We start from the raw sequence: 16,137 nt of genomic DNA, 5'->3' as shown, positions 1-16,137 counted from the left end.
AGGATTCGCAGGGGGATCTTTTGCGGTATAATGGACAGATGTACGTAACGATGATGTGGAGGCACGGCCAGATTGAGAAATTATCCATTTGCATTTGATCCGACAAAACCTTTTATTCAGCAGGCAAGCGACTGGATTGCCGACGTGTTTTACGAGCTTCTGCCGGAAGCCGGTTTTGAAGTGAGAGACGAACAAATTTATATGGCGTTTCAGCTGGAGAGGGCTTACCAGGAGAAACAGACCATCTTTGCGGAAGCGGGAGTGGGAACCGGGAAAACGCTGGTGTATCTGCTTTACGCTCTTATGTATGCGCGTTATACGAGAAAGCCCGCGATTATCGCTTGTGCGGACGAGTCGCTGATCGAGCAGCTGGTCAAACCCGAAGGGGACATCGCCAAGCTCGCCCGGCATCTCGATCTGACGATTGACGCCCGGATGGGCAAGTCGCAGCACCAGTATATCTGCCTGAATAAACTGGACGATACCCGGGGCGGCGGCTCCGACGATGAGGAAGTCTTCAGCGAGATTTATCACGGCCTTCCTTCGTTCGTCCACTACCCGGACACGCTCCAGTCCTTTTATCCGTACGGCAACCGTAAGGAGTACCCTGAGCTTACGGACGAGCAGTGGGAACGTATCGGCTGGGACGTGTTCCAGGACTGCCTCGTCTGCAGCCAGCGGCACCGCTGCGGCCAGACGTTGTCGCGCGAGCATTACCGCAAGTCCGCCGACCTGATTATTTGCTCCCATGATTTCTACATGGAACATGTCTGGACCTACGAGGCCCGCAAACGGGAAGGCCAGCTTCCTCTTCTGCCGGACCACAGCTCCGTCGTATTCGACGAAGGGCATCTGCTTGAAACGGCCGCGCAAAACGCGCTCACCTACAAATTGAAACATTCGGTATTCGAAAGCATCGTCATCCGGCTTCTGGAAGGCGAGGTCAGAGAAACGCTGGCCCTGGCCATCGAGGAGGCCATCGTCCAGAGTGAAACGCTGTTCCGCGTGCTGGACGAGAGCAGTTATTCCGTCCCGGCCTCGGACCGCAAGGAATTCGCCTGGAGCGAAGAATTGAAACGGCAAGTAAGCCGGTTCCGGCAGCTGATCGACGTGATCGAGGAAGAGCTCGTATTCGAGAGCGGACTGTCCACGCTGGACGATTACCAGCTCAAAATCGTCGAGGAGCACCTGGAAATGATTCAGCTTGCTTTGAGCTTGTTCGATAAGCCCGGTCAGCTCATTTCATGGGTTACGGAGGATTCCGACGGAATCACCCTGGTTATCATGCCGAAAATGGTCAAGGAGATTTTAAGTGACCGCGTCTTTTCGAAAAAAATGCCGGTCGTGTTTTCTTCCGCGACCTTGTCCGTCAACGGCTCTTTTGACTATATGGCGGGCAGTCTAGGCATCGAAAGCTTCCTTTCGTTTTCCGTTCCCTCCCCTTACGATTACAGCGCCCAAATGAAGGCGAACCTGTATCCCGACAAGCCGGAAGAGGACAAGACCGGACGGGTTCTGGAACTGCTCAAGGAATCCGACGGGCGGGCGCTTATCCTGTTCCCGTCCCGCGAGGCGCTGGGCGCTTTCAAACGGAACATGACACGGTATCCCGAGTCCGCCGATTACCGGTTTTTGTTTGAGGGCTCGGCGGAAATCAGCCACCTCATCTCGTCGTTTCAGAACGACGAGGAAAGTGTCCTCTGTGCGGTAACGCTGTGGGAAGGACTGGATATTCCGGGACCGTCCTTGTCCCATGTAATCGTCTGGGAGCTTCCGTTTCCTCCGGACGATCCCGTCTTTGCGGCCAAGCGGAAAGATTCGGCTCAGCCGTACGAAGACGTCGACATGCCCTACATGCTGCTCCGCCTGAGGCAGGGCATCGGGCGGTTAATCCGGTCACGGGATGACCGGGGCATGGTGTCCGTTCTCGGTCATGATCTGGATAATCCTACGGTCAGAGAGCAGATCCAGGGCCTGCTGCCGGATTAAGCGGGATGTCAAATGTTGCCGATTCTTGACGTATCCGCTATGATAGACAAGATGCTTCCGGTTCACATTCCGTATTTCGTGTAAAATACAGGCCGGACGATGAATTGAATAACTCGGTACAGGTGCTTGCCGCTGGAATCTTAACGCGGTACAGCTTAATAGGGAAGTCCGGTGCAATACCGGCGCGGTCCCGCCACTGTAACAGAAGAGTCGCAGCAACCACAGTCACTGGTATCCATGCCGGGAAGACTGCTGCCGATGATGACGCTGATAGCCAGGAGACCTGCCTGTATCCGTAACACGAGCAACCTACGGGAGATAGGGAGGTGTTAGATGCGTTCTGTACTGAAATTACGAGCGTCTTTCCCTTTGTCTGCAAACGAAGGGGGAGGCGCTTTTTTGCATGGACAGCCCTAAAAATATCAACGGTCGAGGTGAGGACTTGCAATCGGTTTGCAACAAAGAAACGGTAGGGGAGACCGGGGAGGCCGGGGGCGCCCGCTCCGCATCCGCAAAAAAATACGGGACGGCGCGCACCCTAACCGCTTTTCCGCTCCTGCTGGGCGGCTTGTCGCTTCTCCTTGTGATCTCCGTGACGATAGCCGTCATGCTCGGTTCCGTGCGGATCGAGCCCGTCACGGTCTGGAAGATCGCTCTATCTCACATGCCGGGAATCGGCAGCCTGGTCGAGCGGGATTGGACGAAAGCGCAGGAGCATATTATCTGGAATATCCGTTTTCCCCGCGTCCTGCTCGGTCTTGTCGTAGGAGCGGGCCTGTCCGCGGTCGGAGTGACGATCCAGGCGTTAATCCGCAATTCGCTCGGCGATCCTTATATACTCGGGGTATCGTCCGGCTCGTCGGTTGCGGCTACCCTTGTTCTGCTGTTCGGCGGCTTCTCGTTTCTTGGCGCATACGCGCTGCCGGTTTCAGCCTTTATCGGCTCCCTCGTCGCGATGGCGCTTGTCTTTACCTTCGCCAAGGTAGGAGGCCGCATTTCGACCACCCGGCTGCTGCTTGCGGGAACAGCCGTTGCGAGCATGATGTCGGCGTTTACGAGCTTCATCGTCACGATGGCGCCGAACGCACAAGGCATCCGCTCCGTCGTTTACTGGCTGATGGGCAGCCTGGCCGGCGCGAAGTGGGAATACCTCACCGCACCGGCTCTGATCGTGGTGTCCGGTATCGTTTTCCTGCTCTTTCAGCATCGGTCGTTGAACGCTCTTCTCGTGGGGGAAGGCGCAGCGGGAACGATGGGGGTCAATGTGCCGGCGTTCCGGACCTGTCTGGTGATCGTAACCGCGCTGATCACGGGAACGATCGTGTCCGTCAGCGGCTCAATCGGTTTTGTCGGCCTGATGATTCCCCATATCGTCCGGCTGGTGCTCGGCTCCGACCACCGCAAGGTGCTTCCGGTCAGCGTCCTTTTCGGGGCGGTCTACGTCATATGGGCCGACGTTCTGGCCAGGCTCGTGCTTGCGCCGGAAGAACTGCCGATCGGCATCGTCACCGCGATATGCGGAGGCCCGTTCTTCATCTGGCTGCTCCGCAGAAGTTCATACGCGTTCGGAGGTGCTTCTAAATGAACATGGAAGCGAAGCATCTCACTTTGAGCATAGGCGCCAGGAAAATCCTCGACTCCGTAAACCTGGCCGTCCGCGAAGGCGAGTTTATTGGCCTGATCGGCCCGAACGGGAGCGGGAAATCGACCCTGCTCAAAACGGTCTACCGCGAGCTTAAGCCGGACGCGGGACAAGTGTTTCTGGATGAGCGGGAGCTGCTGAATCTGCCCTACAAAAAAGCGGCCGAACTGATGGCCGTCGTCAGCCAGGAATCTTCCGTCGAGTTCGATTTCAGCGTGGCGGACATGGTTCTGATGGGAAGATATCCCCACAAGAAATGGTACGAAAGCGATACGGAAGCGGACCGGGAAATATGCCTCCGGGCCTTGGACACGGTCGGGCTCGGACATTTCGGAGAACGCAGCTTCGCGACCTTGTCCGGCGGCGAGAAGCAGCGGGTGCTTATCGCCCGGGCGCTGGCTCAGCAGGCGAAGTTTCTGATTCTGGACGAGCCGACGAACCACCTGGATATTCGCTACCAGCTCCAGATCATGGAACTTGTCCGCTCGCTGGGGATCACGACGCTGGCCGCCCTTCACGATCTGAATATGGCGGCTTACTATTGCGACCGTCTCTACATCATCAGCGAGGGAAGGATTGCGGCGGAAGGAACGCCAGCGGAGCTTCTCGTCCCTGCTGTTCTCCGGGACATATTCGGCGTTCACGCCGAGGTGAACCGGCACGCCCTGACAGGCAAGCCGGTCATTACGTACTTGCCGGAATCTTTTTATAACGCCAGACTAAAACAGACGGAGGAATCCTTTTGAATCTTATGCGATCTCTTAAACTTTCTTTATTCTTATGCCTCACTCTTGTGTGCATGGCCGCTATAAGCGCCTGCTCCGCTTCCGATTCAACCAAAGAACTTGTACCGAGAGGGGCTGCGGAGTCAACGGGAACACCGGCGGCAGCCGTAGAACTTGATAATATGGGGCAGAAGCTTCATTTTTCGGAAGCGCCCAAACGGGCCGTGACTTTAAATCAGCATGCCACGGAAGTAATGCTTGCGCTCGGTCTGGAGAAAAACATGGCCGGCACCGCATACCTGGACGATCAGATCCTCCCGGAGCTGCAGGAAGCTTACAAACGGGTTCCCGTTCTCGCCAAAACATATCCGTCCAAGGAAGTTTTCGCGGAGGCCGCTCCGGATTTTGCCTATGCGGGTTGGAAAAGCGCGTTTACGGAGAAAAGTCTGGGCACCCGGGAAGAACTCGCCAAACAGGGGATTCAGACCTATTTGCAGGAATCCTCCAATAAAGCCGCTCCGACCTTGGAGGATGTGTACCGGGATATTTTGAACATCGGCCGCATTTTCAGGGTGGAGGCCAAAGCGAATGAGCTTGTGGATGGCATAAAGCAGCGCTTGAAAGACATTCAGGAGCAAATCGGCACGGTCGGGACTCCTCAGAAGGTGTTCATTTACGACAACGGCGAAGACAAAGCTTTCACGGCGGCCAACACCTACATTACGAGCCTGATCAACATGATCGGCGGCAAAAATATTTTCGACGATATTCAGAAAAGCTGGGTCGAAGTCAGCTGGGAAGAGGTGGTCAGCCGCAGCCCAGACGTGATTGTCATTATGGATTACGGCGACACGCCGGTAGAGAAGAAGAAAGAGCTTCTCCTGGGTAAAAGGGAGCTGGCCGATATTCCGGCGATTAAGAACAAGCGGCTGCTCGTTCTCCCTCTATCGGCCGCTTCCGAAGGAATCCGCGCCCCGATCGCTCTGCAGACGCTGGCGGAAGGGTTATATCCCGATAAAGTACATAAAAAATAAGCCTTCTTTTCCTATCCGATTTTGGGCAGCGCCGTTAAAAGCCGTCTGACCGGATGGAATGGAATGAAATGAGCCCCTGCGAAAGGGGCTTTTTTTATGCGATTAATTTGAAAAACGATCCTTGGAAAGTGATTTAAGAAAGTTTTAATAGATGCTTCATAAGGGGTTTATTTTTTTTGCCTATGATGACAGTGGAAGTTAAATACGAATGATTCAGGAGGATGAAGATGAACAAGAAATGGCTTGTGCTGGGAAGCGTAATCGGAATCAGCAGTCTCATGATGGTCACGACGGGAATAAGCGCCATGGCCGGAACTTCAGGGTACGACGCCTACAAGTCCGCGTTGAAGAACACCAAGACAGTCCAAAGTGTGACTGTTCAGGCGACAGGATCTTTGCAGGACAACGGAAATGTGGCTCTGAGCGCAAACGGGACGTTTAAAATGAGCCGGGAAGGCGGCTCGGCAAGCGGTGCGGGTGAAGTTTCCGCCGGAGGCGCGAAACAAGCGCTTCAATTTTACAAGCAGGGCGATCAAGCCATTTTCAAACCGGGAAGCAGCGATGTGTATTATGTAAAAGATGCGGCGGCCGAATCGCATAAGCGTTTTAAAGACTCCGCGGAAAAAGAAATACCGCAGCACGTGGAAACCGTGGTCGACGCGCTGGTCGGCAATCTGAAAGATTATGTCGCCGTTGATGTGAAAGAGGACGGGAGCAAGCGCGTATCGGCGGAGCTGGACGGCGCTCAGCTGCCCGCTGTTGTTCAGGCGATTGCGCCGATCGTCATCAAGCAGGCGTCTAAAGAGCACGGAGAGCCGGAGAAGAAAGCAGACACGGCGGACATCCCGTTCGGCAAAGATTTTCTGAAGGGTGTCGCTCCCGAGCTGACCGATGATATTCGCCTGGAGAAGGTGGCCGTTAACGCGACGATCAGTCCTTCGAACTATATTCAGCATCAGGAGGCGGAACTGACCGTATCCGGCAAGGATGCCGGCGGCAAAACTCATCAAGTCGTCGTACATCTTCAGGCGGATCTGTCCGGATACGATAGCACCACGCCGGATACGGTGGATCTGAACGGCAAAAACGTACAGCCGATCAAGTCCGAGCACCGGAACAAGTGGCAGGGCAAAAACGGCTGAACCAGCCGCATATTGTTTCGTCCGCAGCCGATAGACACGGGTTACCGGACGTCTATCGGCTGCCGGACGAGAAAGGAAGAGGTTATACGGATGCAACCTATTTTGGAGGTCAGCGGCTTAACGAAGCTATACCGTGGAAGCGGACGCGGAATAAGAGAGGTCAGCCTGCGGCTGGAGGCCGGCGACGTCTATGGTCTGCTCGGCCCGAACGGAGCGGGAAAGACCACGCTCCTGAAGCTGATCACGGGTCTGGTCCGGGCCGATGGCGGCACGGTTACCCTGTTCGGCGCCGACAGGAACCTCCATCACGAGCAGGCGATGGCGAATGTGGGCTGCATGATCGAATCGGCCGATTTACCCGATTTTCTGACGGCCTGGCAGTATCTCCGGCAGTCCGCGCGCTTTTATCCGCAGGTGACGGGACAGCGGATGGAGGAGGTGCTGGATACCGTCGGACTGCTTCGGGTTCGGCAGGAGAAAATCAAAGGCTTCTCGACAGGCATGAAACAAAAGCTGGCGTTGGCGGCCGCCGTTTTGCCGAGGCCGAAGCTTGTGCTGCTGGATGAGCCCACGAATGGCTTGGATATCGAGGGAACAGTGGTGTTCCGAAGTCTGATCCGCAAGATGTCGGCGGAAGAAGGGACCTCGTTCCTTATTTCCAGCCATATGATCCACGAGCTCGAGCAGCTTTGCAGCCGGGCGGGAATTCTGGCAGGCGGCAGCCTGAGGATAGAAGCGGATGTCTCCGGTTTGGTGCTGGAAGGCGGGACGCTCGAAGATTTTTACATGAAAGAAATCCGGGACAAGGGGGAGCTTCAAGGTGCATAGATGGAAAGCGGGTTACGTGAACGAGCTTTATTTGCTGCTGTACCGGAAAAAGATCGGCATTTTCGGGGCGGTCTCCGTCCTGCTTCCTATTCTGTTTGCCGTCTCGTTACAAGCGCTTGAGCCCGTGCTTGGGTTGATGGCGGTTAGCCGGTCTTTTCCGATTCAGACGCTCGGTTTCTACACGGCGCTGTGGGTTCCCCTCTTTATTTTGACGCTTACGGGCGACCAGTTTCCTCACGAAGTCGCCTCAAGGACGCTTAAACTCGCTTTTCTGCGTCCCAACACACGCTTTCACGTATTCACCGCGAAGGTGGCCGCCCAGGGAACCGCCGTCGCTGTCCTGCTGGTGCTGCTCTTTGCGGTTACGCTGCTGTGCGCGATGTTCACGGGAACGCCTTTGGGCTTAGCCGAAGGACTGTCAGCCGTCAAAGCGTATGCGGCCGCGTTTGCCGCCATGCTTGCCCTGTCGGCCGTATTTGTTTTTGCCGCGCAGTTTTTCAAAAGCGCCAGCGGATTCGTCGTCTTCGGCATCGTTTTGTATGCGGCCGCCAAGCTGGCTCCTTTCCTTGTCCAATCTTTCCCGGCGTTCTCACCCGCGTCTTACACGGATTGGCATCTGCTTTGGCTGAATGACGGGGTACCGGCGGGAAGACGGATGACGGCTGCTCTGTTTCTTCTTTCCAGCAGCCTCTTGTTTTTTGCCCTCGGTTATTATAAATTTGATCGAAAAGAAGTGTGAACGGGGAAAAGCCTATGTCTATCCGTTTCAAGCTGCTGCTTTCGTATGCCGCGATGCTTGTTATCCCGCTTGTTATGATGCTTATAACGGCAATGCTTCTCGTCGTGGTGTTCCGCGGGGATTTGCAGTCGATCAAAGACCAGTACGGCGAAGGCGAAAGCCGTTTCGAGAACCGCGGCATCGAGCGGCTGCTCAAAGAAATCAAACGCACGACGGAAATTGACCCCGCGGCGTGGACAGATGCGTCTTACCTGGCGGAAATCGACGGGGAGCTGCAGCGGAACCAGTCCAATCTAATCCTGCGCAAAGGCGATGAGATCGCCTACGCGGCCGCCGCCTTTCCTTATCCGGAGCTTCTTAAGAAGCTGCCGGCATATGAGCGGCCGGGGAACGTGGTCATGTCCAAACCCGAGCGGATCGGCAAGCAGCTTGTCGAAGTCGTTCATGCGGACTTCAAGTTTGAAGACGGTCAGAAAGGCAGCCTGTTCGTCGTGACGGCCGTAAGCCCGTTCGTCACTTTCGCCCGGAAGTTTTTCCCAATCCTGTTTATCGCTTTAATCGTCATTCTCATTCTTACGCATACGCTGCTGACTTATTTCGTTTCCAGAAGCATCATTAAACCGCTGAATACTCTGAAAGCCGCCATGAAGCGGATAGAGGCTGGCGATCTGGATTCCCGGGTCGTGCCTTCGGGCAGGGATGAAATCGGGGAGCTCAGCGCGGCCTTCGAGCAGATGAGGGTGAAGCTTAAAGCATCCATCCAGACGCAGCTTCAATATGAAGAAAACCGCAAAGAGCTCATCTCGAATATTTCCCACGATATCCGCACTCCGCTGACGGCCATACGGGGGTACGTTGAAGGGCTCGGGGACGGAATTGCGGATACCGACGAGAAAAGGGAGAAATATATCGGCATTATTACCTCCAAAGCGGAGGAGATGGATCACCTGATCGACGAGCTGTTTTTATACTCCAAGCTTGATTTAAAGCGGCTGCCGTTCAATTTCGAGGCGGTTGATCTGCACGCGTTTATCGAAGATTTATCTTCGGAGCTGGAATTCGAGCTCGGTAAACAAGGCATCCGTTATTCGGCCGATATCAGGCTGAAACCGCATACGGAACTGGCGATAGACCGGGATAAAATCAAGCGCGTTTTCGTGAATATTGTCGATAACAGCGTCAAATATATGAATAAACCCGATAAGCAGATCGGCCTGAAGGTCCTGGGAACCGGGCAGGAAGTCCGTATCGAAATATCCGACAACGGCCGGGGAATCGATGCCGAATCTCTTCCGTATATCTTCGAGCGGTTTTACCGGGCCGACCCGTCGCGCAACAGCGATACCGGAGGCAGCGGCCTCGGTCTCGCCATTTCCAAGCAGATTATCGACGGTCACGGGGGTACGATCCGTGCAAGCAGCCTTCCCGACGAGGGCAGCTGTGTTACGATCATGCTTCCGATCCGAACGAATAAAGAGAGTGATTCCGTATGAAATCCATATTGATCGTGGAAGACGAGCGGCTTATAGCCGAGCTGCAAAGAGATTACCTGGAGGTTCACGGGTTCCAAGTCGAAATCGCGGAGGACGGGGAGAACGGACTGCGTCTCGGCTTGAGCGGAAACTACGATCTGATCCTCCTGGATCTCATGATTCCCCGCATCGGCGGGTTTGAGGTATGCAGGAAAATCCGGGAAGAAAGGGACATTCCGATCCTGATGGTCACGGCCAAAAAAGAAGACATCGACATTATCCGGGGTCTGGGCCTCGGGGCCGACGATTACATCACCAAGCCGTTCAAACCCGCCGAACTCGTTGCCCGTGTGAAGGCGCATTTGTCCCGTTACGAGCGGCTGATCGGACCCCCGAAAAGCAAGGAGGAAGTGTCCATCCGGGAGCTTGTGATCCATTTCGATTCCCGCCGGGTTTTTCTGCGCGGCAGTGAAATCACGCTGACGACGAAGGAGTTCGATCTGCTCTGGTTTCTCGCGCGCAACCCCAACCGGGTGTTCAGCAAGGATCATCTTTTCGAGAAGTTGTGGGGAATGAATTCGCTTGGCGATTCTCAGACGGTTACCGTCCATATTCGAAAGCTGCGGGAGAAAATCGAGCTGGACTCTTCGAACTCCGAGTATATCGAAACCGTATGGGGAGCGGGCTATCGCTTCCGCTTATAGAATATCGGAGCAAATTGGAGCAGGAGCCGGTTTCGGGCCTGCTTTTTTGCTTTTCGGAGAAAGTCGCCGACTGGGTATTCATTCTTTTTACGGTAGGCGTACTGCGAAAATGTGCCGAAGGAACCCCGTACATCGAAAACAGAAACCTTGTTTCAAAAAAATGACCAAGGGTAAATAAGACATAGGCAACGCCACAATGCCAAAAAAATTCAATACCTGTAAGGAGTGATTCAAAATGGCACGTAATGATGACAACAAAATGAGCCGTGAAGAAGCAGGACGTATGGGTGGAGAAACAACCTCAAGAAACCACGATAAAGACTTTTATCAGGAAATTGGTGAAAAGGGCGGCGAAGCTACTTCCCGCAACCATGACAAAGATTTCTACCAGGAAATCGGTCAAAAAGGCGGCGAAGCACGCGGCAATAACGGAAACAACGGCAACAGCGGCGACGGTAAAATGAGCCGCGAAGAAGCCGGACGCAAAGGCGGCGAAGCAAGAGCCCGCCAGCGCGACCGCGACTAATCTAACTGCAAACAATCGGACGCGTAGTGACCCTTATCATATAAGCTATGGAAAAAGTCCGCCGAAATCCGGCGGGCTTTTTTAATTATAATCAAACTTTATCCTTACATTTCGGCAATGGCCGTTTATAATAGAAAGCAATATATTCAGGAGGTGTCGTTCATGCAGCAAAGCTCAAATGAAAACCCCGCGCAGAAAAGAACAAACCAAAAAGTGGGGAAGACGGCACGTACGATAAGCTTGCCGATGAGCGGATAAGTTGATACAAAAAACGTGACGTGCCGTCTGCCTGAAAGGCGGACCGATTCATGAATCTACACGCGTCACAAGTTTATTTAAGATTAAAATTCGGCCTTGCACTGGCCAACAGTGTCATGTTTACGACGTATGCGGTGTATTTTATCCAGACGCTGGGTCTGACACCGCTGGAACTCCTGCTCGTCGGAACCGTATTGGAACTGACCGTGCTCCTGTTCGAAGGAATTACCGGGGTAGTGGCGGATACGTATGGCCGCAGAAAGTCGGTCATCCTCGGAATGTTCGTGATGAGCGGCAGTTTTTTGCTGGAGGGCAGCGTGATAGGGGCCGGTGCTGCCGTGCCTGTTATCTCGTTGTTCGTCTGGGTGCTTATTTCCGAGGCTATCCGCGGATTCGGAGAAACGTTCCTCAGCGGCGCGGATACCGCCTGGTTCGTTGACGAAGTCGGTGAAGAACATGCGGGCCCGGTCTTTATGCGTGCCAAAAGATGGACGCTGACCGCGGCTTTGTTCGGAATCGGAATCAGCGTGGGTCTTTCTACGCTGGCTACGAACTTGCCGTTTCTGGCAGGCGGCGTCTTATACGCGGCACTGGGTGTATACCTCCTCCTTCACATGAAGGAGACCAAGTTCGTCCGTCAAGAGAGGCCGCCGGGAAGCGGTCCGTGGACGGAACTCAAGTCTACCTGGCTCGCCGGTGCCCGGGAGATTTCCTCACGGCCCGTCCTGCTGATGATGCTGGCGGTGACCGTATTTAGCGGGGCGGCATCCGAAGGCTATGACCGGCTGTGGGAAGCGCATCTCTTGAAAGAGATTACGTTCCCGGCCGAACTGCCTTTGTCCGCCGCTCTCTGGTTCGGACTTATCTCCGTCCTGACGATCCTGCTGAGCATGCTCGCGATGTGGATCGCCGAGAAGCGGCTGAATACGTTGGATGAGCGTGTCGTATTCAAAAGCATGTTCGTGCTGACGGCGCTGCGGATCGCAGCCGTCCTGTCGTTCGCCTTCTCGCCGAATTTCGGCTGGGCACTGGTGTCTCTGCTCGCCGTGGGAGTCATCGGAACGGTGAGCGCTCCGCTTTTCGAGACTTGGCTCAATCTCAACATCGAGAGCCGGGCGAGGGCGACGGTGCTCTCCATGATGAGCCAATCCGATGCGCTCGGCCAGACCGCGGGCGGTCCGTTCGTAGGCTGGATCGGCAACCGGCTGTCCGTCCGGGCGTCGCTTACGACCGCGGCGGTCTTGCTGCTGCCCATCCTGTTCGTGTTCGGACGCGTTCTTCGCAGACGGTAGCGGCTCCGTTTTAAACAAAAAAACCTATGTCCATGGACATAGGTTTTTTTGTTGAGACTAAACTTTATAAGCCCAACAGAAGTGGATGAATATATCTGAAAATATCATCCGAAAGACGGAAACAATATCTGGAAATAATCCAAAGAAAAAGAGGAAAACATCTATGTTAAAATATGACAATTTATGATAAATTATGAGACTAGAATGCATATATTCTAATCAAAGTCCTTTCTTTCCAATTTTATATCATAGTATTCAAGGGAATAATTGCTAGGTTATTGTCGTCTTATGAATTTACTAGACATAATACTTATCGACTTCATTTATTGATATTACGTAAAAACCTTTTTACGGAGTTTTCTACCTATTGTTTATTATAAATTGGAGGCGTTTTCATGGATATTCAAGTGCAGTTTGATGAGATTGTCAGACAACATCTGGCCAAATTCACTACAGAAGAATCTGAAATCTTATCGGCAATTTTTAAGAAAGATAATGTTGTAATCCTTGATAGTCTACTACCCGATATATTGAAATCGGCTATATCATTGGAAGCCAAATCTTTACTGTATAATCATGGAAAGAGAAGAGATTTAATAGTAAAAGTCAGTGGCCATACGCCTCGTAAATTTAATATGGTAGTCAGGGATATGATTAAAAATAATGGAGTATTTATTCGTGCTTTTTATGAGTCCAAAGTGATTTTGGATTTTTTACAATCCATCTATAAAGAAAATGTTTATAAAGTTCCTTATGCCCCAGAAGAATATTTAATAAATAGTCTTCAAATAAGAGGAGATACTCATGGTTGGCATTGGGATGACTATACTTTTGCTTTAATTTGGGTAGTCGAAGCTCCAGATCCTTCTGATGGCGGACATGTTGAAACTATTCCGCATACAGAGTGGGATAAAGAAAACACGAAACAACATATCGAAAATCTCCTACAATCTAGAGAAGTTAAGTCAATGTATGTCAATGAAAATCACTGCTATTTTATGAAATCCAATACTACATTGCATCGCGTTAGTCCTATAACGTCTGACTCGAATAGAACAGTTATAGTTTTTACATATGCGTCCGAAGAAGATATACATAGTGAAATATCGCACGAGTCAATAGAAACCATATACGTGTAAGGATTAATTCATTCATGACAAAAATGATAGGTATAACGTGTAAAAGATGTATATACGGATGATTCTCATGAACTGCAAGAAAGGAACATGATCAGAGCATTAAGAATTAGTGAACCTTTTATTTTTAATCAAAAGTGTGGTAGAGGTACGGACCTCAAAGATAAAAAATAGGTTTTATTCAAAAAGAGCCGTTTCTTCAGAAACGGCTTTATAAATGACTTGGGAACTGTACTCATTCTATTATTTTACAGTAACGATTCGGACAGCAATGGTTTCTTCTTTGAAATAAGAGGCGCTAATCTTGAAGCAGACCACAGGTCGCCACATGATAATCTTATTTAAAAAAAATAGAAGTGAGAGAACAAAATGAATAGTTTTCAAGTTATCCCTATAGAAGTATTAGATAACAATAATGAAGCGAATTACTGTTATTTTGTTGTAAACAGACAATCTAGAGAAGCTATAATAATTGATCCTGCATGGCAACTAGATAAAATAATAAAAATCATTAACGATTCTCAGGCGAAATTAACAAAAATCTTATTAACACATTCCCATTATGATCACGTTAACTTAGTTGAACCTTTAAGCAATATATTTGAAACACAAGTATTTATGGGAGAAAACGAAGTGAATTTCTCCAATTACAATTGTAAAAATTTATATACCGTTTCAGATCAAGAAAAGATACTATTCGGAGATGGATACATTCACGCAATTTGGACTCCGGGACATACTCCTGGCTCTTTGTGCTATTTAATAGGGGATAATTTTTTTACAGGTGACACTTTATTTATAGAAGGATGTGGAGTGTGTCATATTCATGGGGGAGACCCGTTGCAAATGTTTGAGAGCATACAAAAAATAAAGTCGCTTCTTCAACCCAATGTTCGCATATTTCCGGGTCATTCATATGGTGAAAATCCAGGGCTACCGTTTATAGATGTCATGCAACTAAACATATATCTTCATATAGATTCTATTGAACAATTTATCCGTTTTAGGATGCGCCCAAAAAGTTGAATAATAATGAACTGTAATTTTAAAATAAGGGAACTCTTGTAATTTTGGAGGTGAGGATTTGGTTAATTCAGAATATGAGCGTCATTCGTTAACGAGTGCTCAATTTGGAATGTGGTTTGCTCAGAAAATTGATTCTGATAATCCTATTTACAATACAGGTGAGTATACAGAAATCGAAGGAAATATTGATTTAACTCATTTTAAAGAAGCAATTCGCAGAACGATAATTGAGACGGAGACATTGCATTTGTGTTTCGAAGAGAATCAAGAAGATATTTTTCAAACGATTAAAACTTGTTTTGATCCGCCCATACATGTTTTTGATTTGACAAATGAAATAAACTCACACGAGACTGCACTTACTTGGATGAAAAATGATCTGAATCAACCCGTTAATCTACTAGATGAAGGCTCAATATTTACCCAAGCTATCTTTCAAGTAGCTACAAATCGCATATATTGGTATCAACGAATTCATCATATCGCAATCGACGGATATAGTTTCTCTTTAATATCAAAAAGAGTAGCGGAAATATATACATCACTAGTTAATCAGGTGCCTTATCCATCTAATGTATTTGGATCATTCCTTGCAATAATCGAGGAAGATTTAAATTATAAATCATCAGATAGGTTTCAACGTGACCGACAATTTTGGATAGATCGTTCTCATAATTTCCCGGAGATTCCAAGTTTAACGGAAGAATTTATCAGCAACTCAAATTATCATTTTATTAGGAAATCAACATGTTTTGATAAAGATAAAACAAAAAAAATTCACGAATTAGCAAATAAAGAAGGGATAAGTTGGCCACATATTATCATTGCAGCATTGGCAACTTATTTATTTCGTCATACAGGTAAAAATGATATTATTCTTGGCTTTCCTCTAATGTGCCGACTTGGATCGGCATCCATACGAATTCCTGGATTGGTTTCAAATACCTTACCCTTGCGTTTATATTTAAACTCAGAAATGAGCATGGTTGAAGTCGCTAAATTGGCGGCTCAAGAAATTCGTGAAATTCAAAGGCATCAAAAATATCGTCATGAATATTTACGAAGAGATCTAAAGTTAATCGCAAATAATAAACGGTTATTTGGGCCTGTCATTAATATTATGTATTTTGATTATCATTTAAACTTCGGGGGATGTCTGGGAATAACCCATAATCTTTCAACCGGGCCTATAGAAGATATCGCTTTTAATATTATTGATCGTTCAGATAGTAATGGATTACGTATCGACATAGATGCTAATGCTGCTAATTATAGTATGGATGATCTTAACATTCATCATAATCATTGGACCCAATTATTAGAAAACACACTATTAACTGACTTCGATAAACCAATAGGATTAATTGACATCCAAATTAGCGATGAGAACAGAAAAATAAAAATTCCCCAAAAAGATACAGCGCGGCGTCAACCTCGTACGGAAATCGAAAAACAATTATGTGAAATATATGCAGAAGTTCTTAATGTCCCGAATGTGAATATAGATGATAATTTTTTGCATCTAGGAGGAAATTCCGTTCAAGCCACTCGCATTCTTAACCGTATTAATGAATTATTCGCTAAAAATTAACTGGAGGGTTAAAAAAAGAATGGAACTGTTTTT

Annotated in this window: 14 protein-coding genes and 1 riboswitch; all 14 genes read left to right on the top strand. The window is 49.8% G+C overall.

Annotated elements, in window-relative coordinates:
* The first annotated feature begins 72 nt into the window (after nucleotides 1-72).
* The 14 genes from AC2TF6_RS16430 to AC2TF6_RS16365 all read left to right on the top strand — a co-directional run bounded on the left by AC2TF6_RS16430 (nucleotide 73) and on the right by AC2TF6_RS16365 (nucleotide 16,104).
* Entirely contained in the window at nucleotides 73-1,989 is a 1,917-nt protein-coding gene (locus tag AC2TF6_RS16430; RefSeq protein WP_491307672.1) for an ATP-dependent DNA helicase, read from the top strand.
* A gap of 103 nt (nucleotides 1,990-2,092) precedes the next feature.
* Nucleotides 2,093-2,294, top strand: a riboswitch (cobalamin riboswitch).
* Between the two features lie 98 nt (nucleotides 2,295-2,392).
* Complete coding sequence (locus AC2TF6_RS16425; RefSeq protein WP_491307671.1) at nucleotides 2,393-3,574, top strand: FecCD family ABC transporter permease; 1,182 nt, start codon at nucleotides 2,393-2,395, stop codon at nucleotides 3,572-3,574.
* A complete protein-coding gene (locus AC2TF6_RS16420) occupies nucleotides 3,571-4,377 on the top strand; it encodes an ABC transporter ATP-binding protein (protein ID WP_491307670.1) in 807 nt (268 codons plus the stop codon). Before AC2TF6_RS16425 ends, AC2TF6_RS16420 begins: the two co-directional genes overlap by 4 nt.
* Before the next feature lie 5 nt (nucleotides 4,378-4,382).
* A complete protein-coding gene (locus tag AC2TF6_RS16415; RefSeq protein WP_491311673.1) occupies nucleotides 4,383-5,390 on the top strand; it encodes an ABC transporter substrate-binding protein in 1,008 nt (335 codons plus the stop codon).
* Nucleotides 5,391-5,617: 227 nt separating this feature from the next.
* Nucleotides 5,618-6,532: a hypothetical protein gene (locus AC2TF6_RS16410; protein ID WP_491307669.1), complete on the top strand. Its 915-nt coding sequence runs from the start codon at nucleotides 5,618-5,620 to the stop codon at nucleotides 6,530-6,532.
* A gap of 90 nt (nucleotides 6,533-6,622) precedes the next feature.
* Nucleotides 6,623-7,360, top strand: coding sequence for an ABC transporter ATP-binding protein (locus AC2TF6_RS16405; protein ID WP_491307668.1), 738 nt, complete (start codon nucleotides 6,623-6,625; stop codon nucleotides 7,358-7,360).
* Complete coding sequence (locus AC2TF6_RS16400) at nucleotides 7,353-8,099, top strand: ABC transporter permease subunit (RefSeq protein WP_491307667.1); 747 nt, start codon at nucleotides 7,353-7,355, stop codon at nucleotides 8,097-8,099. Before AC2TF6_RS16405 ends, AC2TF6_RS16400 begins: the two co-directional genes overlap by 8 nt.
* Nucleotides 8,100-8,113: 14 nt before the next feature.
* On the top strand, nucleotides 8,114-9,592 hold the full coding sequence (locus AC2TF6_RS16395) for a sensor histidine kinase (RefSeq protein ID WP_491307666.1): 1,479 nt from the start codon (nucleotides 8,114-8,116) through the stop codon (nucleotides 9,590-9,592).
* Nucleotides 9,589-10,275 (top strand): response regulator transcription factor, encoded by a 687-nt coding sequence (locus tag AC2TF6_RS16390; RefSeq protein ID WP_491307665.1) that lies wholly within the window; start codon nucleotides 9,589-9,591, stop codon nucleotides 10,273-10,275. The genes AC2TF6_RS16395 and AC2TF6_RS16390 overlap by 4 nt, the downstream gene beginning before the upstream one ends.
* Before the next feature lie 235 nt (nucleotides 10,276-10,510).
* Entirely contained in the window at nucleotides 10,511-10,801 is a 291-nt protein-coding gene (locus AC2TF6_RS16385) for a KGG domain-containing protein (protein ID WP_491307664.1), read from the top strand.
* Nucleotides 10,802-11,109: 308 nt separating this feature from the next.
* Nucleotides 11,110-12,351 carry an MFS transporter gene (locus AC2TF6_RS16380; protein WP_491307663.1) on the top strand — a complete coding sequence of 414 codons (1,242 nt, stop codon included), beginning with the start codon at nucleotides 11,110-11,112 and terminating at the stop codon, nucleotides 12,349-12,351.
* A 395-nt stretch (nucleotides 12,352-12,746) separates the two neighbouring features.
* Nucleotides 12,747-13,490 carry a HalD/BesD family halogenase gene (locus AC2TF6_RS16375; RefSeq protein ID WP_491307662.1) on the top strand — a complete coding sequence of 248 codons (744 nt, stop codon included), beginning with the start codon at nucleotides 12,747-12,749 and terminating at the stop codon, nucleotides 13,488-13,490.
* A 366-nt stretch (nucleotides 13,491-13,856) separates the two neighbouring features.
* Complete coding sequence (locus AC2TF6_RS16370) at nucleotides 13,857-14,513, top strand: MBL fold metallo-hydrolase (RefSeq protein ID WP_491307661.1); 657 nt, start codon at nucleotides 13,857-13,859, stop codon at nucleotides 14,511-14,513.
* A gap of 58 nt (nucleotides 14,514-14,571) precedes the next feature.
* Nucleotides 14,572-16,104, top strand: coding sequence for a condensation domain-containing protein (locus tag AC2TF6_RS16365; RefSeq protein WP_491307660.1), 1,533 nt, complete (start codon nucleotides 14,572-14,574; stop codon nucleotides 16,102-16,104).
* The last annotated feature ends 33 nt before the right edge of the window (nucleotides 16,105-16,137 follow it).

The sequence above is a fragment of the Paenibacillus sp. JNUCC 35 genome, assembly GCF_058269095.1.
The sequence above is the reverse complement of the archived record's forward strand: the minus strand, read 5'-3'. Positions and strand labels throughout refer to the sequence as shown.